This is a genomic window from Mycobacterium farcinogenes (assembly GCF_019739075.1).
GTDB lineage: Bacteria > Actinomycetota > Actinomycetes > Mycobacteriales > Mycobacteriaceae > Mycobacterium > Mycobacterium senegalense.
In genome coordinates this window covers 472099-491451 of sequence record NZ_CP081673.1, presented here as the reverse complement: position 1 = coordinate 491451, position 19353 = coordinate 472099, and the positions used below count along the sequence as shown (strand labels likewise).

The window sequence follows — 19353 nt, the reverse complement described above, 5'->3', positions numbered from 1 at the left end:
GCTGCAGGTCACATCCGACACTGAACTGGCAACCTGCGGTTCCGTAGCCGTAGGTTGCCGGTACCTACGGTTGCGTACCCAGCCCGGCATCGGCGACGCTTGCCGATCGTGGGTCACTACATCGCCAACGTTCGTGATATCGAGTTCAACCTTTTCGAGGTTCTGCGGCTGGGGCCGGTTCTTGACGGGGGCGCGTTCGGCGACCTCGACGCCGACACCGCGCGCACCATGCTCGACGAGGTCGCCCGCTTTGCCGAAGGCGTTGTCGCCGAATCGTTCGCCGACGCCGACCGCAACCCGCCCGAGTTCGATCCGGCCACCCATGAGATCACCGTGCCCGGACCGCTCGCGAAAACCGTTCAGGCCGTCAAGGACGCCGAGTGGTGGCGCGTCGGCATCGCCGAGAATGCCGGTGGCACACCGGCTCCCGCATCGTTGGTGTGGGCGATCCAGGAAATGATCATGTGCGCCAACCCGTCGGCGATGTTCTTCTACGGCATGGGCCCGGCGATGGCACACACCCTCGCCGAGGTCGGTACCGCCGAACAGCAACGCTGGGCGCGGATGAGCATGGACAAGGGCTGGTCGGGCACCATGGTGCTGACCGAGCCCGATGCGGGCTCGGACGTCGGCGCCGGTCGCACAAAAGCCATCGCCCAGCCTGACGGCACCTGGCACATCGAGGGCGTGAAGCGCTTCATCTCCGGTGGCGACGTCGGCGACACCGCCGAGAACGTCTTCCACCTCGTGCTGGCCCGCCCCGAGGGCGCCGGCCCCGGCACCAAGGGGCTGAGCCTGTTCTATGTCCCGAAATTCCACTTCGACCCGGAGACCCTCGAACTCGGCGAGCGCAACGGCGTGTTCGTCACGGGCCTTGAGCACAAGATGGGCATCAAATCTTCGCCTACGTGCGAGCTGACCTTCGGCGCGCACGGCACCCCGGCCGTCGGCTACCTCGTCGGCGACGTGCACAACGGCATCGCCCAGATGTTCCGGGTGATCGAGAATGCCCGGATGACCGTCGGGGTGAAATCGGCAGGCACCCTGTCCACTGGCTACCTGAACGCGCTCGCGTACGCCAAGGACCGGATCCAGGGCTCGGACATGCTGAAGATGACCGACAAGACCGCCCCGCGCGTCGCGATCATCGAACACCCCGACGTGCGCCGCAGCCTGCTCACGCAGAAGGCCTACGCCGAGGGTCTGCGCGCGGTGTACCTCTACACCGCGGCTCATCAGGATTCTGTTGTAGCACAACATGTCTCGGACGCTGATGCCTCGTTGGCGCACCGCGTCAACGATCTGCTGCTGCCGATCGTCAAGGGCGTCGGTTCCGAGAAGGCCTACGAAATCCTCACCGAATCACTGCAAACCCTGGGCGGTTCCGGCTATCTGCAGGACTACCCGATCGAGCAGTACATCCGGGACGCCAAGATCGACTCGCTGTACGAGGGCACCACCGCCATCCAGGCCCTTGACTTCTTCTTCCGCAAGATCGTCCGCGACCAGGGCGGTGCGCTGGCCCACGTCGCGGCCCAGATCTCGGCCACGCTCGAGGCCGACAACACCGGGCTGGAACCCGAGATCGCCCGGCTGTCCACCGCCTTGGCCGATGTCCAGTCGATGGCGGCCACGCTCACCGGCTACCTGATGGCGGCTCAGGACCATCCCGAGCAGCTGTACAAGGTCGGTCTCGGTTCGGTGCGGTTCCTACTGGCGGTCGGCGACCTGCTGATCGGCTGGCGCCTGCTGGTCGGCGCGCAGGCCGCCCAGACCGCGCTGGACGCAGCGACCGACCGTGATCGGCCCTTCTACCAGGGCAAGGTCGCGGTGGCGAAGTTCTTCGCGCACAACATGTTGCCGCTGCTGACGGCGGTGCGCGAAGTTCTGGAATCGGTCGACGGCGACGTCATGCAACTGGACAACGACGCGTTCTGACACCGGGCCGGGGAAGATGGTTCCCATGGCCGACTTCGTGATCGCTCCCCCGCCGCAGGCGTCGCTCCCCGTCAGCGGCGGGGCCGGGCGCTTTCCGATCCGCCGGGTGTTCTGCGTGGGGCGCAATTACGCGGCCCACGCGCGTGAGATGGGTAAGGACCCGGACCGGGAACCACCGTTCTTCTTCATGAAACCGGCCGACGCGGTGATCGACGCGGCGGGCACGGTGCCGTATCCGTCGCTGACCGCGTCGTTGCACCACGAGGTCGAACTCGTGGTGGCGCTCGGTGCCGGTGGCCGCGACGTGGCGCCTGCCGACGCGTTGACGCTGGTGTGGGGCTACGGCGTCGGCGTCGATCTGACCCGGCGCGATCTGCAGGACGAGGCCAAGAAACTCAGCCGGCCCTGGGACTGGGCCAAGGGGTTCGACGCCTCCGCCCCTTGCACGCCGATCCGCCCCGTCTCCGAGGTCGGTCATCCGCAGAGCGGAGAGATCTGGCTTCGGGTCAACGGCGACCTCAAACAGCACGGCGACCTCAAGGACCTGATCTGGTCGGTGCCAGAGGTCATCAGTGCGATCTCGACGGCAGTGGACCTGGCCCCCGGTGACCTGATCTACAGCGGAACCCCGGCCGGGGTCGGTCCGATGCTGCCAGGTGACGTCGTCTCGGGTGGCGTCGCAGGTGTCGCGGAGTTCGCCTTCACGGTCGGCTCAGCCGATCGGCCACCCGCCTGACCCGCGTGCCCACGGTGTCGACTTGCCGGGCCGTCATGGGTCGCAGCGGGTGGACGCACAGGATCAGCGCGACGCGACCGTGAGTCTCGAACACCGGTGCCGCGATCGTAGCCACCGGCTGCGGCTTGCTCGCCGTGTCACCGGCCGGCGTCAGGCCGATCGTGGTGAATTCGGCCAGCAATTGATCGGTGATGCCCCGGACGTGGTCGGGCAGTCCGTCGCTCGGCAGTGAGACGACCATCTGAGCTGCCCGGGTCAGATCCGGTGTCGTCCAGTCGACATCGAACCCCCTGGCTCGCGTCTGCGCGAGCACCTCGCTGAGCCGTTCGGCGAGCCCTCCGCTGGTGGTGGGCGCCCTGTCGACCCAGGCACGCTGCCCGGCCGGCGAGTCCCACGCGGCAAAGGCGACACCGAACGGCGGCGCGTACCGGATGCGATCGCCGGGCGCACCGGCCGGACGCGGGCCGGCGCCTTCGAATGCGGTGATCACCAGCTCGTCCGCCACCCGCTCCACGACCGAAGCGGCGTAGCCGAGTTGGTCCGAAAGCTCCTGCGCGGCAATGCGTGCGGCATGAGCCAGGGGACGCGCCGCCGCGGTTCGGGCCGCGACCACGGCCAGACCCGGCCCGAGCGCGAATGTCTTGTCGGCAGGATCGCGGATCAGCCAACCGCGGTCACACAACGTCTTGAGGATCGCGTGCGCGGTGGCCTGGGTCAGATCCAGCGCTCCGACCACATCCGAGAACCGCAGACGCTTGTCACCGGAGCTCGCCAGCAACTCGATCACGTCGAGCACCCGGCTCGTAGGCGCCGAGCTCGCACCACGCACCCTTGACTCCTTTCAGGGTGGTTCCTACAGTCGCCCTTGTACATTCGAGAGAGTATCTCGATTATTCGAGAATCGGTAGGTGCCATGCGTGCAGTCGTCTTACGTGAGGGCGCACTCACCGTGCGCGAGATCGCCGATCCGGTACCGGGCCCGGGCGAGCTTCTGTTGCGAGTGCTCAGTACCGCGATCTGCGCGTCCGACGTCCACTTCATGGACCACCCCGAACTCGGTCTCAACGATCCGACCGGCCGCTCGCTCTATGACACCCGGCAAGACGTCGTGTTGGGCCATGAGTTCGTCGGGGAGGTGATCGGGCACGGCCCCGGCTGCACCGATCAGTTCCCGGCCGGCACCCGAGTCACGTCGATACCCATCAGGTTGATCAACGGCGGTGCCGACGGGGCACACATCATCGGCCAGCACCCCGACTCCCCCGGCAGTTTCGCCGAACAAGTCGTGGTGTCGGAATCGATCGCACGAGGCGTCGCCACCGGTGCATCCGACGACGCCGTCGCCCTCACCGACGCCTTCGCCGTCGGCGAGTTCTACGTGCGCTCGGCCAGATTGGAGCCCGGCGAGATTCCCATCGTGATCGGCGCCGGTGCGATCGGGCTGTCCGCGGTGGCCGCCCTGGCCCGACGCGGTGTCGAACCGATCATCATCTCGGACTACCAGGCGGACCGACGGGCACTGGCCTGCAAGGAGTTCGGCGCTCACATCGCCGTCGACCCGGCCGAACGCTCACCGATGGACGTTTGGCGCGAGGTACGCGCCGAACGCAACCTGTGGGGTCCGGCCGTCGTGTTCGAATGCGTCGGGGCCTCGGGTCTGATCCAGAAAATCGTCGAACAATCCGATATGGGCACCCGAATCTACTGCGCCGGTGGTTGGTACACCGGTGACACCCTCGACATCACCACCGCCACGCGCCAAGGCGTGACCCTTCAGTTCGGCGGCGGGCCGTGGCCGCAGGACTGGTACGGAACGTTGGAAGCCATCGTCGCCGGGGAGCTGGACCCGGCGCCCAGCATCGGCATGGTGGTGCCGCTCGACGAAGTCCCCGACGCACTCGATCTGGCCCGCCGCTCTGCCGGCCCGGCGCGAATCATCGTGCATCCGAATGGTGTTGGCAATGAGTGATCGTGAAGACATCACCGAAGTCCTGGTCCGCTACGCAACTGGGATCGACCGCCGGGACTGGCCGCTGTTCCGCACGGTGTTCACCGACGACTGCGTGCTGGACTACGGCGAGATCGGCACGTGGAACGGCGTGGACGCCGTGACCGAGTTCATGGATCAATCCCACGCGATGGCCGGGCACACCATGCACCGGCTCAGCAACCACGCGATCGCCGTCGACGGTGACACCGCGACGGCCCGCACCTACATCGACGGGCTGATCATGGCTCAAGACAACAACTCCGGTGTCAACGCCATCGGGTTCTACGACGACGAGCTGGTGCGTACCCCCGCGGGCTGGCGGATCGCGTGGCGACGTTTCACCGCGGTCCGGATCACCAATGTCTGAGTTCGCGGCCAAGTACGGACCATGGGCACTCATCGCCGGTGCCTCCGACGGCGTCGGCGCGGCGACGGCCGAGGAGCTGGCCCGTCGCGGACTCAACGTGGTGCTACTGGCCCGCCGGCAGGCGGTGCTCGATGACGTGGCGGCCCGTATCGCCGACCGTACCGGGGTCCGAACCCGCACGCTGGCAATCGATCTGGCCGCACCGGGCGCCGCCGGCGAGGTGCTCGACGCCAGCGCTGACCTCGGCATCGGCTTCCTGGTCTGCTGTGCGGGGGCGGATCCGCACTTCCGACCGTTCCTGACCAGCCCGCTGTCCGCGGCGGAATCGTTGGTGCAGCGCAACTGCATGGTGCCCATGCAACTTTGCCACCACTTCGCACAGCCGATGGTGGATCGGGGGCGCGGCGGCATCGTCGTCTTCGGATCCGGCGCCGGATTCGCCGGCGGCCCCAACATGGTCGCCTACGGAGCGAGCAAGGCCTTCGACATGGTGTTCGCCGAGGCATTGTGGACCGAGCTGCACGACAAGGGTGTTGATGTCCTCGGGCTGATTCTCGGCAAGACCGACACGCCCGCGTTACGCAAGCTGGAGCACGAGCGAGGTCAGATCGACTCCGCAGAACAGACACCGCCCGGAGCCGCCGACGTCGACGATGTGGTGGCAGCCGCGTTCGCCAACCTCACGGCAGGGCCGACCTGCCTGGTAGGACCGGAAGTCCAAGCGGCCGCGCAACTGATGGCCGCAGTGAGCCGCAACGAAGCGGTGCGGTTCATCGCGCAGGCTGTGACCGCAGCGATGGGTGACTGACGGTCGTTACACCGCGAACCGGATCGGGACGGTCAGCGGCCCCCGGATAGCCGGGGTGTCGCGCCAGGTCGGCAGGCCCGAAAGCGTCGGCCGGCGTCGCAGGACGTGCCGTAGCGCGATGCCTGCCTCCAGCCTGGCCAACGGGGCGCCCAGGCAGTAGTGCGCTCCGTGTCCGAACGTCAAGGGGGCCGGACCCGGACGACCCGGCCGAAACAGGTCGGGAGCGTCATAGACGGCGGGATCGCGGTTGGCCGCCGCCACGCAGGCCAAAACGGTTTCACCGCATCGGATGTCATTGCCCGCGACGGTCTGGTCGGCGGTGGCGGTACGGCTGGTAGCCTGCACCGGGCCGTCCAGCCGCAGTAGTTCGGTGACCACCGCGGGGTCTGCGGGGTCGATCTCATCTGCCGCGCGAGCGCCTTCACCGTCAGGAGTGAGCAACCGGATGAGGCCGGCGCCCAACAGATTCGCGGTGGTCTCATGCCCGGCAACCGCGATGAGGATCGCTGTGACGACGACCTCGTCGAGCGAAAGCCCAGGTTCGGCGGCGATATAGCTGAGCAGATCGTCGCGAGGATGCGTACGTCTGTCAGCGGCCGCGGGCAGCATCTCCGTGAGTAGAGCCGCAGCCGCCCCGATCCCGCGTTCGAGTTCTTTCCGGTCCGTGAACCCGCCGAGGATCCGGATGACGTCAGGAGAGTGTTCGCGCAGTGCCGAACACTGCTCCGCCTCCAGCCCCAACCATGCGCCGATGACCGCTATCGGCAGCGGGAGGGCGATGTGCGCCATCGCATCGAAGGGTTGATCGACGGCGATCGCGGAAACTGCGTCGTGGCAGATCGATTCGACACCATCGGTGAGCCGGTCGATGAATGCGCGGCCGAACACATCCCGCACAGAGCCGCGCAACCGATCATGCGCCAGACCGTCGGTGAACAGCATGCTGGCTTCGACGAAGGACGAGTTGAAGAAGTCAGCCGCGCCCGCCGCGCCCATGCTCGCCCGGGGGTCGCTGGTCCAGTGCGGTCCGGCGAGCACCTCGCGGACGGCGTGATAGCCGAGGGCCAGCCAGGCCTGGGCGGTGTCGTCCCACACCACCTCACCGTGGCAGCGCCTCGTCTCGTAGAACGGGTAGGGGTCGGCGGCATCCCATGGAAGCCGGGCCACCGTGAGGTCAGGGGTGGTCATGGTGATCCAACCCGCAGGGCAATCCGCGCTCGCGGACCCAGGCATGGTGCAGCTTGCCGAGTTCCGTTGTGGGTTCGGCGATGCCGGAGAGGTCTTCGAGGATGGAGCGCACCGGCACGGTCGCCCGCAATCCGGCGGCGATATGGTCAAAAGCGATCTGCAGACGCGGAAGGAATACGAACTCGCGGGTCACGGTGACGTGGCCGGGCGGTCGGGAGTTCTGATCGCCCATGAACGCCCGGAGGCTTCGCGCCGCGATGTCGGGCGTATAGGTGACCGGCTGCGGAGCTGTGGTGGCATGGGTCATGTCCGAGACGATCCGCCGCAGGTCCTCATCGCTCATCGAGGTGCCGGCCGATATCAGCCCCATCGCGGTCATCAGTTCGCGGCAATCGTCGTATCGCCCCTCCATCCCGGCATGCATCAACGAAAGAAAGAGCCAGCGTGGCCGTTCCGTGAACGTCTGCACACAGCCGAAATCCAGGCAACCGACCGTACCGTCGGGGTTGAAGCGGAAGTTGCCGGGATGCGGATCGACCTGCACCAGGTTGCCATGCCGGGAGCCGCTGTTGATGAACCGGAACACCACCTCAGCCCAGGTGTTCCGCAGATCCTGATCGGCGTGTCGTGCTGTTGCCCAATCCATCCCGTCGAGATAGGTCATCGTCAACACCCGTTCGCTGGACGCCTCCGGGATCACCTCGGGGACATGGATGAACGGATGACCGCGAAGCAGATCGGCGAATGCGGTGATCATCGCCGCCTCGTGGCGGTAGTCCACTTCCTCGGTGACTCGCGCGGTGATCTCGGCGGCCATGGCCCGGATGTCTGCCGTCGCGCCCATCGCCGCGGCGCCCAGACGCATGAAGGTCAGCAGCAACTCGGTGTTGGCAAGGTCGTCGCGGATAGCCTGTGCCACACCGGGATACTGCACCTTGACGGCGACCACCCGCCCGTCGCGCAACACTGCGCGGTGGACTTGCCCCACCGAAGCAGCCGCGATCGGATCGTCGTCGAACTCGGCGAAGCATTCGACACCCGCCCCGAGTTCGTTATCGAGGACCGCGTGTACCAGGGCGGCGGACATCGGCGGTGCGGCAGTCTGCAACTGTGCCAACGCCTTCTGGTAGGGAGCGAACCCGGCGTGGCCTATCGCGTCGGCGTCGACCATGGACAGGATCTGGCCGGCCTTCATCAAGGCACCTTTGGAATGCCCCAGCAGTTCGGTGTAGCGCTCGGCGGTGCGCTCATGGAACCGCTCAACAGCGCCACCGTCGCCGGCACGTTCCCGCAGGCCCGCAACCAGCCGGCCGCCTGCGGCCCGCGCGGTGAATCCCGCGAGCGGCATCGTGCGACGGACCCTCCCGCGGGGCACCAGCTCGTCGGAGGGTCTCATTGGATCTCCATCGCCGCAGCTCGTGCAGCCGTGTGATCGTCGAATGCCCCCGGTAAACCGCGTCGACGCACCCAGGCATGGTGCAGCTTGCCCAATTCGGTTGTTGGTTCGGCGACACCGTCCATGTCGTCGACGATGGCGCGTGCGGGCAGCGTGGCATGCAATCTGGCACAGATGTTGGTCAGCGCCTGGTTCACCCGCGGGGCGAAGGCGTAGTCGTCGGGAACCAGCATGCGCGACAAGGGATTGCCGGAGTCGGGACTGAACATCCAACGCGTGGTTCGTGCGATGCTGCTCGCCGTATAGGTAACCGGCTGCGGTGCGGCGATGATGTCGTAGAACACCTGGGTCCAGAAATCACACAGTTCCTGGCCGGTGATCGGGAAATCGTCCGTGATGAACCCCGCTTCGATCACATCTGCGCGCAGGTCGTCGATGCGCTTGTCGATGGTGTTGCGCACGATGGAGACCCACATTCTGCGCTTCTGCTCGGTCAGGACCTTGATGCAGCCGAAGTCGACGAATCCGACGCTGCCGTCATCGCCGAAACGGTAATTGCCCGGGTGCGGGTCGGCGTGAAGGAGATTGCTGTGCCGCAGGTTCGAGTAGCTGAAGCGCGTCACCACTTCGGCCCAGCGGTTCTTGAGATCTTGTTCGGCGTGTTGTGCGGCCGCCCAACCGATCCCCTCCATGTAGGTCATCGTGAGGACTCGGTCGGTGCAGGCATGACCCACGAGGGCGGGGACCCGGAAGAACGGGTGGTCGACATACAGTTCGTGGAAGGCGGCGATCATCTTCGCCTCCCGCCGGTAGTCGACTTCCTCGACGATGCGCGCCGTGTACTCGCGCGCCAGCTTGCGTAGGTCGAAGACGATGCCGGAGGCGGAGGCGGCGAATCGCAGGAACGTGGCGATGAGTTCGGTGTTAGCCAGATCCTCGCGGATCGCCTGTGCCACACCGGGGTACTGCACCTTGACCGCAACGTCACGTCCGTCGGCAAGCACCGCGCGGTGTACCTGGCCGATAGATGCCGACGCTATTGGCTCGTCGTCGAACTCATCGAACGTCCGGACGCCGTCTTCGAGTTCATCGTCGAGGACGTCGTGAACCAGTGCCGGCGCCATGGGTGGCGCATCCGACTGAAGCCGGGTCAGCGCTTGTTGATAGGGCTGAAAGCCGCCGGTTCCTACGTCTGACGGGTCGATCAAGGACATCAACTGCCCGACCTTCATCAGGGCGCCCTTGGAGTGGCCGAGCATCTCGACATAGCGGTCAGCGGTGCGCTCATGGAACCGCTGCACCGCGTTGTCGTCACCGGCGCGCTGCTGCATGCCCGCGATGAGACGCCCACCAGCGGCGCGAGCCGTGAACCCGGCTATGGGCATCGTCCGACGTAGCCGGCCCTGCGGCACTGTCCTGTCGCGTTCTGACATCGAATCGCTCCCATCGGGTTGGAGCCCGTTGTAAAGTGTATTCCTACGTACAGTAAGTGATCACTTTCAGGAGGTCAACGATGTCGGCCGGATCGACCCGGGAACGGCTGGTCACCGAGGCGATGAAGCTGTTCAGCGACAAGGGTTTCGAAGCCACCAGCGTGTCTCAGATCGAAGCTGCAGCGGGGTTGTCCGCTGGATCGGGAGCGCTGTACCGCCACTTCAAATCCAAGGACGCCCTCCTCTCGGCCGGCATCGACCGTCAGTTGGATCGTCGCTCGGCCATGCAGGACATCCGCGCCCTGTTCGCCGGACTCGGGGACTTACACAGCGAACTGACGGTGCTGGGTCGCTACCTGCTCACCGTGATCGATCAGGAAACCGAGTTGCTCCAGGTCGCGGCCCGCACCCCGGCCGGGATGTCTGATCGACTGGACACCGCATACGCCGCACTCGTCGACGGGCTGTGCGACGAACTGCACGGCTGGATCAACGTCTGGGCGCCGAACCGATCTTCCGAGGAGACACGAGTACTGGCTTCACTCGGCATCAACAGCCTTCTCGGAGAACGCTTCGCCGCCAACCTGTTCCGCCGTCCGACAGCAGCCGCGTCCGATGACGAATACCTGAAGGAATGGACGGCCACACTCGCCGCTCGCGTAGAAGCGCTGGGTTGATAGACAGCCTGCTTGCCTGTGCAGAGGGGACGGTCCTACCGCTATACCGACACTCGATGGTTATCAGCTTCCGCACGATCATCCCGGGCACGCAGATTCGCGTCGCCACCGCGATAGGCGCAGTTAGGGCCCGCGCACTTCCTTGCCGGTGAGGTCGGTGGCGTCGAGCAGGATCCAGTCGGGCGGGGCCGGCGCGGGATGGCCGAAGTCGTTGTCCCAGTCCAGGTCCCACTCAAACTCGGGTTTCATGTCCCATTCCGGGAACCACTCCGGCTCGAGCTCGGGCTCGGACTCGGGCTCGAAGTCAGGCTGCAGCTCCCAGTCGGGTTCAAGGTCCCATTCGGGTTCGGGGCCGTCATCGGGTGGGGCGAGTAGGAGTTCGGGGCGGTGGTGGTAGTTGATCCGATTTTGGCCGTGGTCGAGCCCCGGTGGGGGATGCCATTCAACCTCGCCGTGTTCGTCGATGGTGGTGCTGTAGCCGCCGTCGCTGTGGACCAGGCGGTTGTGCGGCCCGCAGGCCAGGGTCATCTCGTCGACATTGGTGTTGCCGCCGTCGGCCCAGTCGGCGGTGGCATGGTGGGCTTGACAGCCGTAGGCGCCCACGGTGCAGCCCGGTTTGGTGCACCCCCCGTCGCGGGCGATGAGTACGACGCGTTGGGCGGGGCTCGCGATACGCCGAGCTCGGAAGAGATTCAGTGCCGATCCGGTGGCCTGATCGAAGACAGCCAAGTAGTGACTGGCATGGGCGCCCATGCGGATGAGGTCCCCGATCGGAATCTTGGTGCCCCCACCGGTTACCCCGATTCCGGCGCGCGATTCGAGGTCTCGCAACGTGGTGCGCACGATCACCGACACCGGCAACCCGTTGAGCTGACCCAGATCCGTCATCAACGCGATGCGTCCGACCACCAGGAGCGCGTCGTGTCGGCGTTGGGCCAGGCTGCGGTGATCATTGTCGATCTGAGCTTGGGTGGGGGTGCCGCACGTGCAGGGCTGGTCATCATCGGGGTTGCACATGCCCGGGGCGGCGAACTTGGCGAACAGCACTTCCCACACTGCAGCAGCTTCCGGGGTCAGGGTGCCCGTGAGCGCCGTCATCGCATCACGGCCCTGCTTGCCGGTGGACAGCCCGCGTTTGCGGGCCCGTTCGGTGTCGTCGGGTTCGGGTCCGTCCTGATCGAGCAGAAACAACCGCAACTCGGCGGTGTCTTTGAGTTCTCTGGGCCCCACCCCGACCGCGACCCGCACCAGGTCGGCTTCGAACTGCTCCCGGGTCACCCGGTCGACGAACCCGGGCAACCCCTTGACCGCCTCACGCAGCACCTTGACGTGATCGGGATTAATCAAGCCAGCCCCCACCGCGGCAGCGACCACCGGCAGCGCCGGTGGCAGCGGTTGGCCGGTCAACGAACGCCGCGGGCCCGACTCAGCGGCCTCACCCAACCGCCGGCCGGCCTCAGCGCCGGACAGCCGCCAGCGGACACGCAACACCTCGTTCCACGACTTGGCGCCCAACTCACGAGGCGTGGACTCGGCCTGCAATTGCGCCAGCAGCCGATGCAGCGCGGAAGGCAGTTGGCAGGTCAACGCCTCGTACTCGTCGAGCACCGCCAGCAGTTCAGCGCGGGTCAGGCAACCGAAGTCACACGCGGCGAACGCGGCGAGAGCGGCCCGCAACCCCGCCACCGCTTGAACCGCCCCCGCCTGCATGGTTCGAACATACATTCGACCACCGACAAGTTGCGGCCACGAGAACTAGTGTTATCTCTCAGGACATCGGTGACAGTTCCGCATCAGGACATCGGTGACAGTTCCGGTGGTCTTGGTGGTGACACTTCTGGGGCCACGCTCTGGCGGTGGCTGGTAATGAACCCATCGATCCTCGTGTTCGCCTTGCGATCTCGCAGTGGCCTGATGACGCACCCCGCGGAGCGGTGTCGACGTTCTGCGCCGAACACGGCATCTCCCGCAAGTCGTTTTACGTCTTGCGGAATCGCGCCAAGGCCGACGGACCGGCCGCAGTGCTCGAACCGAGGACCCGACGGCCGAAGTCCAGCCCGTCGACATTGAGCGATGGGGTCAAGGATCAGGCCATCAAGGTTCGTGCCGCACTTGAGCAGTCCGGTCTGGATCACGGGCCGGTCAGTGTGTACGACAAGATGCGCACGATGGGCCTGCAGCAGGTCCCGTCCACAGCGTCGCTGGCGCGCATCTTCCGCGAGGCGGGCGTGGCTCGTGCGGAGCCGAAGAAAAAGCCCCGCTCGGCATGGCGACGGTTCGTGTATCCGGCCCCGAACGCGTGCTGGCAACTGGACGCCACCGAGTACGTGCTCAGCGGCGGCCGCAAGTGTGTGATCTTCCAGCTTATCGACGATCACTCCCGCTACGCGGTCGCCTCCCATGTCGCCTGGAGTGAGACTGCTGAAGCCGCAATCACATTGGTGGACAAGGCAATTAACGCACACGGCGTCCCGCAGCGACTGCTCTCTGACAACGGGGCCGCGCTGAACCCGTCACGACGTGGGTACAACGGCCAACTCGTCGCACACGTGTCTCGACTGGGTGTGGAGGCGATCACCGGCAAGCCCTACAAGCCGACCACCCAGGGCAAAAACGAACGCTTCCACCAGACCCTGTTCCGCTACCTCGACAAACAGCCGCTGGCCGAGACGCTCGACGAACTGCAAGCCCAGGTCGACGAATTCGACCGCATCTACAACACCGAACGTCCCCACCAAGGACTGCCCGGGCGTGTCACCCCGCTGACCGCGTGGGAAGCGACCCCAAAAGCTGATCCACCCCGACCCAAACCGGACCGGCCACTCTTCGAGAAACCCGCCCCGCGCCGCCACCAACGCCTCCGGCCGCAGCTGCCCGCTGACCTGCCCGCCGGCGCACAAGTCAGAACCGTGACCACATCGGGCACCATCGGCCTGGACCGCGTGCAATACAAGCTCGACGTCGACCTCGCATTCCAACCGGTCCTCGTCGTCAGCACCGGCAACAACACCGGCGACGCGATCATCATCACCGACCTGCAAGGCGAGGTCCTTGCTGAGCACACCCGACCCGCACCCGGCATCCGATACGTCGGCAACGGCCGACCACCAGGAACCCGCCCCAGAACCCCACAACCGTCACCGAAGTCCTGATACACCAACTGTCACCGAAGTCCTGATGCAGAACAGTCACCGATGTCCTGATACATCACAGGCCACGAGAACTAGCCGATTCGGTCTGGCGACCAGTACTCCAACATCTCGGCGAAGGTCTCGAAGGCCGGCTTCGACACCCCGTAGGCGGCCTCGAAGTGGATGCTCAACGGGAAACCGAGCTCGGCCACCCCGTCGATGACCCGCTTGTAGAGGTCGAGCATCAGGCGGCGCTTGTCCGCGGGCTCCCGCTGGGCCAGGTCGGTGACGAATGCCTGCTCAGCGGCCACCGCCTCGTTGCCCGGGTCCTGGATGAGCCAGTTGATCAGACCGACCTTGGTCTCCATCTTCGGCACGAACCCGAAAGACAGCAGAATCTCCGGGCGATGGTCGGTGGTCTTGGCGAGTTCGGTGAGGAACTCGACGATGGCGTCGGAGTACAGCAGCTGGGTCATGCCGTACGTCGCGCCCTTGTCGCACTTGAAGTTGAACCGGCCCTGCTCGCCCTCACGGGTGGGGATGAGGATGGCGCCCCGGTTGGGGACCACGTCCTCATAGATCGACAGGGCATCGGTGGGGGCGACGCCCTCGCCCTCACCGTCTTTCATGGTGCGGGGCACGCCGACGAAGGCGATGCCTTCGAATCCAGCGCCGCTGAGGTCGTCGAGGCGCTTGCCCAGCGCCTCGGAGTCCAGGAACGAGGTGACCTGCGTGCACAGACCACGCATGCCGGGCAGCTCGGGCCGGAGGATGTTCCAGTAGTCCAGGACATCCATCCGCGGCTTCATCTCGATCGGACGGTCGTCGTCCTCATCGATCATCCCGGGGATCATCACGTGGCGGATCCGGCCTTCGATGCCGGTCTCAGCTGCCAAGGCGAGCACTTTTCGCGCCTCTTCAACGGGGTACTGCACACCGCGGTCAAGGGTGGGCGGGACAAGTTCCAGCGCGATGGTGTTCAGAGGCACCTGATTGCTCCACACTCTCATTACATTCAGACACGGCGTCCTGGGCGGCATTGACCATGAGGCCGGTCCATCCACCCTACGGAGCCAGGCCGGCGACCACACAGGTACCTCCGTCAACACCCGGCGCCGCTCGCCCCCGTGGTAGACCACCTGCATGGCTGAGCGTGTCACATTCCCCAGTTCGACCGGCCCCACGCTGGCGGGCGTCATCGATCGGCCGGACGGGCCGGTCCGAGGCTGGGGCGTGTTCTCGCACGGTTTCACCCTCGGTAAGGACTCGCCGGCCGCCTCCCGGATCTGCAAGCAGCTGGCCGCCGACGGCATCGGGATGTTGCGCTTCGATGCGCTGGGCCTGGGCGACTCCGAAGGCGACTGGGGTGACGGCTCGTTCACCGTCAAGGTCAACGACATCATTGCGGCCTGCACGTTCATGGCCGAGCGCGGCACGCCGCCCGACCTTCTGATCGGACATTCCTGGGGTGGTGCGGCGGTGATCGCCGCGGCGCGGCGGTCCCCCGGCGTGCGAGCCGTGGTGACCGTCGGTGCGCCGTTCGACCCCACACACGTCGAGCGCCAGTACGACGCGGTGATCGACCAGGTCTGCGCCGAAGGTAGCGGCCAATGGATGGTGGGCGGGAAGACGCTGACACTCAAGCGGGCCTTCGTCGAGGATGTCCGGGCCACCGAGCTGCTGGACAAGATCAAAGGCCTCAAACTGCCGTTGCTCATCCTGCACTCCCCGACCGACAACACCGTCGGCATCAAGAACGCGAGCGACATCTTCTGGGCCGCCCGCCACCCCCGCAGCTTCGTCTCGCTGGAAGGTTCCGAACACCTGCTCACCGGGCCCGGGCAGGCCAAGCGCGCCGGCCGGATCATCGGCGCCTGGGCCGACGCCTACCTCGACGTGCGATAGCGTCAGCACATGTCTGACGCAGCCACTCAGATCGCGTTCGTGCAAGCCACCTGGCATCGCAACATCGTCGACAAGGCGCGCGAGGGGTTCACCCAGCAGATCGGCACCCATGGATTCGCCGATGCGTCCCTCGAGTTCTTCGAAGTGCCCGGCGCCTTCGAAATCCCGCTCACCGCAAAGCGTCTGGCGCTCACCGGGCGGTACCGGGCGATCGTGGCGGCCGGGCTCGTCGTCGACGGCGGCATCTACCGCCACGACTTCGTGGCCACCGCGGTGATCGACGGGCTGATGCGGGTGCAACTCGACACCGACGTTCCGGTGTTCTCGGTCGTGCTCACTCCGCACCATTTCCACGAGCACGACGAGCATGTCGACTACTTCACGAAGCACTTCGTCAAGAAAGGTGCCGAGGCGGCCAACGCCGTCGCGGCGACGCTGGCCCTGCACAGTTCGTTGGACTAATTGCCCGTCGCGCGGCGAACGTGTCCGGCGATGTGGTCGTAGACCCTGCGCGTGACCTCGACGTCGTCACTCATGATGTTGTAGCCGTGGTCGACGCCGGGCACTTCGTGATACTCGGCCAGTGAGCCGACCGCGTCGAGCTTCTGGGCGTATCGCCAGGCCTCGTCGCGCAGCCGGTCGTACTCGGCGGTGACGATCAGCGCCGGGGCGATGCCTTCGATTCCGTCGGCGTTGGTGTCCCAGGCCGGGGAGGCCAGGCGGTCACTGCGCCGAGCCCGCTCGGGAATGTAGGCGGTGTCGAACACCTCACCCATCCAGGGCTTCATGACGGCTTTGGCACCCAGCGGGGAATGCTTGTCCTTCGTCGCGGTCACCAGATCCAGCGGCGGGTAGTGCAGAACCTGCAATGCGATCGACGGCCCGCCGTGCTCGAGGGCCAGCCGACAAGCCGCAGCGGAAAGGCTGCCGCCCGCGCTCTGGCCGCCGACACACAACCGGCTGCCATCCCAATCCCGCTCGGGCGCCGAGACCCAGCCCAGTACGTCATAGATCTGCTCGGCCGAAGTGGGAAACCTGCGGTGCGGCGCCAAGAGGTAATCGACATTGACCACGACGACATTCGCCTTGGCCGCCAGATAACGGCACCACGGGTCGTCCTGTTCCCGATGCCCGACGACAAAACCGCCGCCGTGCACGTTCACGTACACGGCGGGTTTCGCGTCATCCGACGGCGGGTGGTACACCGTCGCGGCTACTCGTCCGTGCCGGGTCGGGATATCGGTCAGCGTTGTGCGGCCCGGGATTTCGGGAAACCGCACGCCCGGTTTGGGCGCCGGATTGACGGCCGCGGAGAACAAGCGCGCCAAGGCGTCGGCCAGCATCGGTGTGGAAAGTATGGACACGGTTTCCTTCGAATGCGCGGTCAGGACTGAACGTCCCATTGTGAACCCGACCACTTCGGCAGGGAACCGAAGGGGGTAAACCGCTGGACATGTCCCTGCCGACCGAGAATGTGAACATGGCTCATGTCAGCGATATGCGACGATTCTGAGGTGGTCCCCCACAAGCCACTACGGCGCCGCCAACCCGTCCAGGAACGCAGCCGACGCCGTGTCGAGCGCATCCGGGCCGCGGCGCTCGAACTGCTGGAGACCCGGGGCGTAGACGCCGTCAACCCGCGCCATCGCGCAACGGGCCGAAGTCCCGGTCGCGACGGTCTATCAGTTCTTCCCCAACCGCGATGCGATCCTGCAGGAGATCGTGGCCGATCACCTCGACCGGCGGGACGCCGAAGGCGCGGCGATCCTGGCCGCACTGGCACCGACCAGCCTGGCCGAGGTCGCCCACGGCATCTTCGAATTCCACTACGAGCACCTGCGCAACCATCCGCACCTGGTGGACCTGCACTACACCAGCCTGGCCAGCGGCCTGATCGCCGACCCACGGGCACGCCGAACCGAGTTCGCCCACGCCCTGCACGGTGCGCTGTTGCACTGGGGTCTCTTGGCCGAGGGCACCGATCCCTTGGTGACGATGGTGGCTGTCGAGATGGGCGATCGCCTGCTGGAGATGGCTTTCCATGCGGGACGGGGGCCGGACCGGGCGATCCTCACCGAGGGCGAGCGGGCGCTGACCCAGTATCTGCAGACCTACGCCGCACCCACGTCCTGAACGACGGCGCGTCGCTGCTTTGCCAGCGCGAAGCGGGTGAGCGTGCCGACGAACCGCTCGAGGGCGACGCCGTGGCCGCGCGTAGCCGAGGCCGGGATCCAGGTTCCGCCGCGGCGTTCGAGCAGCAGTTCCTCGACCGGCTCGTCGAATACCTGGGTCGCCACTCCGGGCTCGGCCGCATCCCGCCAGTCCTCGACGATGTGAACCTGCAGGCTCCTGCCGTCGAGCCGGCGCACCCGCACCGACGAGGCCGACACGGAGACGGCGAGGGTGGTGGTGGGAAAGTCACCGCCGATGCCCACCTGGACGGCACCGTCGACGAGCGGAACCGTCAGCAAGGTGGTGCCCCGGCATAATCGGTCGAGCTCCATGCCGTTAATGATTATCATTTTCAGCTTGGGCGTTCAACTGAACTCACAAGCCCGCTGCTCAGCCGGTCAGCGACGCACGCCGCTACCGCCGACTTCGGCGGCAAGCGGCGGCGGCAACGGGGTGGTGGGCGTGGGCGACGCCGCCGCCGGGGCCGGCGCTCCCGGGCGATGGAAGTCGACCATCGCCTCCTCGCGGATCACCTTCTCTCCCACGCTGAGCACCAGCGACTTCGAGGTCACCAGGTATTCGATCCCGGCGTTCTCCACGCGGAACGCGCCGTCGTCGTTGCGGGTCGCGGGCACGATCAACTTGGCGCCGTCGCGCAGCCGCACCCCGCGGTATTCGTATTTGCCGCCCGACACCGAGCAGATCGCCACCCGGGACGCGTCGGTACTGCCGAACAACACGGTCGCGTCCGCGGTCGCACAGCGCGCGGTGGAGTCGACATACCCCCGGGCATCACTGGACGGTGCGGCCGAGGCCGCCGGAACACCCACCGCGAGCATCGTGACACCCGCCGTCACCGCAGCGGTGAGACAGCGACGCGGGGAGCAGGCACCAGTCATCGGTTACCACTGAACCACGGCTTTGCTGCTTACGGCAGCGTCAACCCCGAGACACCACCGAATCGTTAGATCTCCGCAACACAACCGGATCCGCGGCGAGCCAGGGACCTAGGGCGCCAGGCTGCGCATGGTCCTGACGACGTAGTCATCCAGCAGGGCGTCGCGGGTGGGCCAATCGTTGGTCGTGATCAACAGCGCGTAGAAGCCGAGCAGGAAGAACACCGCGCTGTTCCACGGGTTCACGTCGGCGGCCACCTCGCCCTGCTGCTGCGCCACTTCGATCTCCCGAGCCACACCGGTGATCACCGGGTGTTCCTGGCCGTCCCCCACGGGCGGCCGCGTCTGTGAGAAGTGCAGGGCCAGAAAGTCTTTGAACAGCACCCCGCCGAGCCGGCGTTCGAGGCCGACCACCAGCCGCATGGCCTCGCGCAAGCCTTCCTCCAAGCTGTGCGGCTTCTTGAGGAATTGGCCGTACTGCTTGGCGATCCGTACCTCTTCGCGCTGCTCCAGTTCCAGCAGCACATGCTCCTTGGTGGGGAAGTGGAAGAAGAACGTGCCGTGTGCCACGCCCGCCGCGGTGACGATGGTGCCCACATCCGCCTCGGCCATTCCCGCGCGCTTGAACTCTGCGATCGCCGCACCCATCAACCGCTCACGGGTCTGTAGGCGCTTCGCCTCCCGCGCAGACAGCCCGTCCGCCACCGCCATTCCAT

The 19353-nt window shown here is 66.3% G+C and carries 20 protein-coding genes; 10 read left to right on the top strand and 10 right to left on the bottom strand.

The features are described from left to right. Nucleotides 1-108: 108 nt before the first annotated feature. Nucleotides 109-1938 (top strand): acyl-CoA dehydrogenase, encoded by a 1830-nt coding sequence (locus K6L26_RS02110; protein WP_065063672.1) that lies wholly within the window; start codon nucleotides 109-111, stop codon nucleotides 1936-1938. Between the two features lie 25 nt (nucleotides 1939-1963). After that, the gene (locus K6L26_RS02105) at nucleotides 1964-2674 is read left to right on the top strand and encodes a fumarylacetoacetate hydrolase family protein (protein ID WP_065063689.1); all 711 of its coding nucleotides are present in this window, start codon (nucleotides 1964-1966) and stop codon (nucleotides 2672-2674) included. Here the strand turns inward: K6L26_RS02105 and K6L26_RS02100 are convergent. After that, on the bottom strand, nucleotides 2640-3470 hold the full coding sequence (locus tag K6L26_RS02100) for a helix-turn-helix domain-containing protein (protein ID WP_065063670.1): 831 nt from the start codon (nucleotides 3468-3470) through the stop codon (nucleotides 2640-2642). The two genes, K6L26_RS02105 and K6L26_RS02100, sit on opposite strands and share 35 nt — an antisense overlap. Before the next feature lie 117 nt (nucleotides 3471-3587). Between K6L26_RS02100 and K6L26_RS02095 the strand changes: the two genes are divergently transcribed. From K6L26_RS02095 to K6L26_RS02085, 3 genes are read left to right on the top strand one after another with little or no spacing between them, the layout of a single operon-like run. Next, nucleotides 3588-4643: a zinc-binding dehydrogenase gene (locus tag K6L26_RS02095; protein ID WP_019344783.1), complete on the top strand. Its 1056-nt coding sequence runs from the start codon at nucleotides 3588-3590 to the stop codon at nucleotides 4641-4643. Continuing rightward, entirely contained in the window at nucleotides 4636-5031 is a 396-nt protein-coding gene (locus K6L26_RS02090) for a nuclear transport factor 2 family protein (RefSeq protein WP_019344782.1), read from the top strand. Before K6L26_RS02095 ends, K6L26_RS02090 begins: the two co-directional genes overlap by 8 nt. Next, nucleotides 5024-5839 (top strand): SDR family NAD(P)-dependent oxidoreductase, encoded by an 816-nt coding sequence (locus tag K6L26_RS02085; protein WP_065063668.1) that lies wholly within the window; start codon nucleotides 5024-5026, stop codon nucleotides 5837-5839. The genes K6L26_RS02090 and K6L26_RS02085 overlap by 8 nt, the downstream gene beginning before the upstream one ends. A gap of 6 nt (nucleotides 5840-5845) precedes the next feature. Here K6L26_RS02085 and K6L26_RS02080 read toward each other — a convergent pair whose 3' ends face one another. The 3 genes from K6L26_RS02080 to K6L26_RS02070 are packed head-to-tail and all read right to left on the bottom strand — an operon-like array spanning nucleotide 5846 to nucleotide 9856. Next, entirely contained in the window at nucleotides 5846-7027 is a 1182-nt protein-coding gene (locus K6L26_RS02080; RefSeq protein WP_065063666.1) for a cytochrome P450, read from the bottom strand. Continuing rightward, on the bottom strand, nucleotides 7014-8423 hold the full coding sequence (locus K6L26_RS02075) for an ABC1 kinase family protein (protein WP_234788399.1): 1410 nt from the start codon (nucleotides 8421-8423) through the stop codon (nucleotides 7014-7016). The genes K6L26_RS02080 and K6L26_RS02075 overlap by 14 nt, the downstream gene beginning before the upstream one ends. Further along, a complete protein-coding gene (locus tag K6L26_RS02070) occupies nucleotides 8420-9856 on the bottom strand; it encodes an ABC1 kinase family protein (RefSeq protein ID WP_234788398.1) in 1437 nt (478 codons plus the stop codon). Before K6L26_RS02070 ends, K6L26_RS02075 begins: the two co-directional genes overlap by 4 nt. A gap of 80 nt (nucleotides 9857-9936) precedes the next feature. On the opposite strand from K6L26_RS02070, the gene K6L26_RS02065 reads away from it, so the two are divergent. After that, on the top strand, nucleotides 9937-10533 hold the full coding sequence (locus tag K6L26_RS02065; protein ID WP_064894239.1) for a TetR/AcrR family transcriptional regulator: 597 nt from the start codon (nucleotides 9937-9939) through the stop codon (nucleotides 10531-10533). Between the two features lie 123 nt (nucleotides 10534-10656). Here K6L26_RS02065 and K6L26_RS02060 read toward each other — a convergent pair whose 3' ends face one another. Then, entirely contained in the window at nucleotides 10657-12258 is a 1602-nt protein-coding gene (locus K6L26_RS02060; protein WP_081288778.1) for an HNH endonuclease signature motif containing protein, read from the bottom strand. A 131-nt stretch (nucleotides 12259-12389) separates the two neighbouring features. Here K6L26_RS02060 and K6L26_RS02055 point away from each other — a divergent pair, with 131 nt between their 5' ends. Further along, the gene (locus K6L26_RS02055) at nucleotides 12390-13685 is read left to right on the top strand and encodes an integrase core domain-containing protein (RefSeq protein WP_221851836.1); all 1296 of its coding nucleotides are present in this window, start codon (nucleotides 12390-12392) and stop codon (nucleotides 13683-13685) included. A gap of 71 nt (nucleotides 13686-13756) precedes the next feature. On the opposite strand, the gene K6L26_RS02050 is transcribed toward K6L26_RS02055, so the two are convergent. Continuing rightward, the gene (locus K6L26_RS02050) at nucleotides 13757-14674 is read right to left on the bottom strand and encodes a mycobacterial-type methylenetetrahydrofolate reductase (protein ID WP_275084780.1); all 918 of its coding nucleotides are present in this window, start codon (nucleotides 14672-14674) and stop codon (nucleotides 13757-13759) included. 133 nt (nucleotides 14675-14807) lie between these two features. Between K6L26_RS02050 and K6L26_RS02045 the strand changes: the two genes are divergently transcribed. Further along, on the top strand, nucleotides 14808-15569 hold the full coding sequence (locus K6L26_RS02045) for an alpha/beta hydrolase family protein (protein WP_019347067.1): 762 nt from the start codon (nucleotides 14808-14810) through the stop codon (nucleotides 15567-15569). A gap of 9 nt (nucleotides 15570-15578) precedes the next feature. Then, nucleotides 15579-16031 (top strand): 6,7-dimethyl-8-ribityllumazine synthase, encoded by a 453-nt coding sequence (locus K6L26_RS02040; RefSeq protein ID WP_019347066.1) that lies wholly within the window; start codon nucleotides 15579-15581, stop codon nucleotides 16029-16031. Here the strand turns inward: K6L26_RS02040 and K6L26_RS02035 are convergent. Next, on the bottom strand, nucleotides 16028-16972 hold the full coding sequence (locus K6L26_RS02035; protein ID WP_275084779.1) for an alpha/beta hydrolase: 945 nt from the start codon (nucleotides 16970-16972) through the stop codon (nucleotides 16028-16030). The genes K6L26_RS02040 and K6L26_RS02035 overlap by 4 nt on opposite strands. 319 nt (nucleotides 16973-17291) lie before the next feature. Here K6L26_RS02035 and K6L26_RS02030 point away from each other — a divergent pair, with 319 nt between their 5' ends. After that, the gene (locus K6L26_RS02030) at nucleotides 17292-17702 is read left to right on the top strand and encodes a hypothetical protein (RefSeq protein WP_234788397.1); all 411 of its coding nucleotides are present in this window, start codon (nucleotides 17292-17294) and stop codon (nucleotides 17700-17702) included. Here K6L26_RS02030 and K6L26_RS02025 read toward each other — a convergent pair. The 3 genes from K6L26_RS02025 to K6L26_RS02015 all read right to left on the bottom strand — a co-directional run bounded on the left by K6L26_RS02025 (nucleotide 17681) and on the right by K6L26_RS02015 (nucleotide 19348). Further along, nucleotides 17681-18073, bottom strand: a complete 393-nt coding sequence (locus K6L26_RS02025) for a hypothetical protein (protein ID WP_019347063.1) — start codon at nucleotides 18071-18073, stop codon at nucleotides 17681-17683. The two genes, K6L26_RS02030 and K6L26_RS02025, sit on opposite strands and share 22 nt — an antisense overlap. 66 nt (nucleotides 18074-18139) lie before the next feature. Continuing rightward, on the bottom strand, nucleotides 18140-18580 hold the full coding sequence (locus tag K6L26_RS02020) for a hypothetical protein (protein ID WP_047037172.1): 441 nt from the start codon (nucleotides 18578-18580) through the stop codon (nucleotides 18140-18142). A gap of 168 nt (nucleotides 18581-18748) precedes the next feature. Further along, complete coding sequence (locus tag K6L26_RS02015) at nucleotides 18749-19348, bottom strand: TetR/AcrR family transcriptional regulator (protein WP_036390794.1); 600 nt, start codon at nucleotides 19346-19348, stop codon at nucleotides 18749-18751. Nucleotides 19349-19353: the final 5 nt, after the last annotated feature.

Coding starts and splice junctions, on each gene's coding strand:
- K6L26_RS02075 (WP_234788399.1), bottom strand. CDS start 8,423: ATGAGACCCTCCGACGAGCTGGTGCCCCGCGGGAGGGTCCGTCGCACG.
- K6L26_RS02020 (WP_047037172.1), bottom strand. CDS start 18,580: ATGCTCGCGGTGGGTGTTCCGGCGGCCTCGGCCGCACCGTCCAGTGAT.
- K6L26_RS02045 (WP_019347067.1), top strand. CDS start 14,808: ATGGCTGAGCGTGTCACATTCCCCAGTTCGACCGGCCCCACGCTGGCG.
- K6L26_RS02015 (WP_036390794.1), bottom strand. CDS start 19,348: ATGGCGGTGGCGGACGGGCTGTCTGCGCGGGAGGCGAAGCGCCTACAG.
- K6L26_RS02105 (WP_065063689.1), top strand. CDS start 1,964: ATGGCCGACTTCGTGATCGCTCCCCCGCCGCAGGCGTCGCTCCCCGTC.
- K6L26_RS02065 (WP_064894239.1), top strand. CDS start 9,937: ATGTCGGCCGGATCGACCCGGGAACGGCTGGTCACCGAGGCGATGAAG.
- K6L26_RS02025 (WP_019347063.1), bottom strand. CDS start 18,073: ATGGAGCTCGACCGATTATGCCGGGGCACCACCTTGCTGACGGTTCCG.
- K6L26_RS02090 (WP_019344782.1), top strand. CDS start 4,636: ATGAGTGATCGTGAAGACATCACCGAAGTCCTGGTCCGCTACGCAACT.
- K6L26_RS02035 (WP_275084779.1), bottom strand. CDS start 16,972: ATGGGACGTTCAGTCCTGACCGCGCATTCGAAGGAAACCGTGTCCATA.
- K6L26_RS02070 (WP_234788398.1), bottom strand. CDS start 9,856: ATGTCAGAACGCGACAGGACAGTGCCGCAGGGCCGGCTACGTCGGACG.
- K6L26_RS02085 (WP_065063668.1), top strand. CDS start 5,024: ATGTCTGAGTTCGCGGCCAAGTACGGACCATGGGCACTCATCGCCGGT.
- K6L26_RS02080 (WP_065063666.1), bottom strand. CDS start 7,027: ATGACCACCCCTGACCTCACGGTGGCCCGGCTTCCATGGGATGCCGCC.
- K6L26_RS02050 (WP_275084780.1), bottom strand. CDS start 14,674: ATGAGAGTGTGGAGCAATCAGGTGCCTCTGAACACCATCGCGCTGGAA.
- K6L26_RS02095 (WP_019344783.1), top strand. CDS start 3,588: ATGCGTGCAGTCGTCTTACGTGAGGGCGCACTCACCGTGCGCGAGATC.
- K6L26_RS02060 (WP_081288778.1), bottom strand. CDS start 12,258: ATGTATGTTCGAACCATGCAGGCGGGGGCGGTTCAAGCGGTGGCGGGG.
- K6L26_RS02040 (WP_019347066.1), top strand. CDS start 15,579: ATGTCTGACGCAGCCACTCAGATCGCGTTCGTGCAAGCCACCTGGCAT.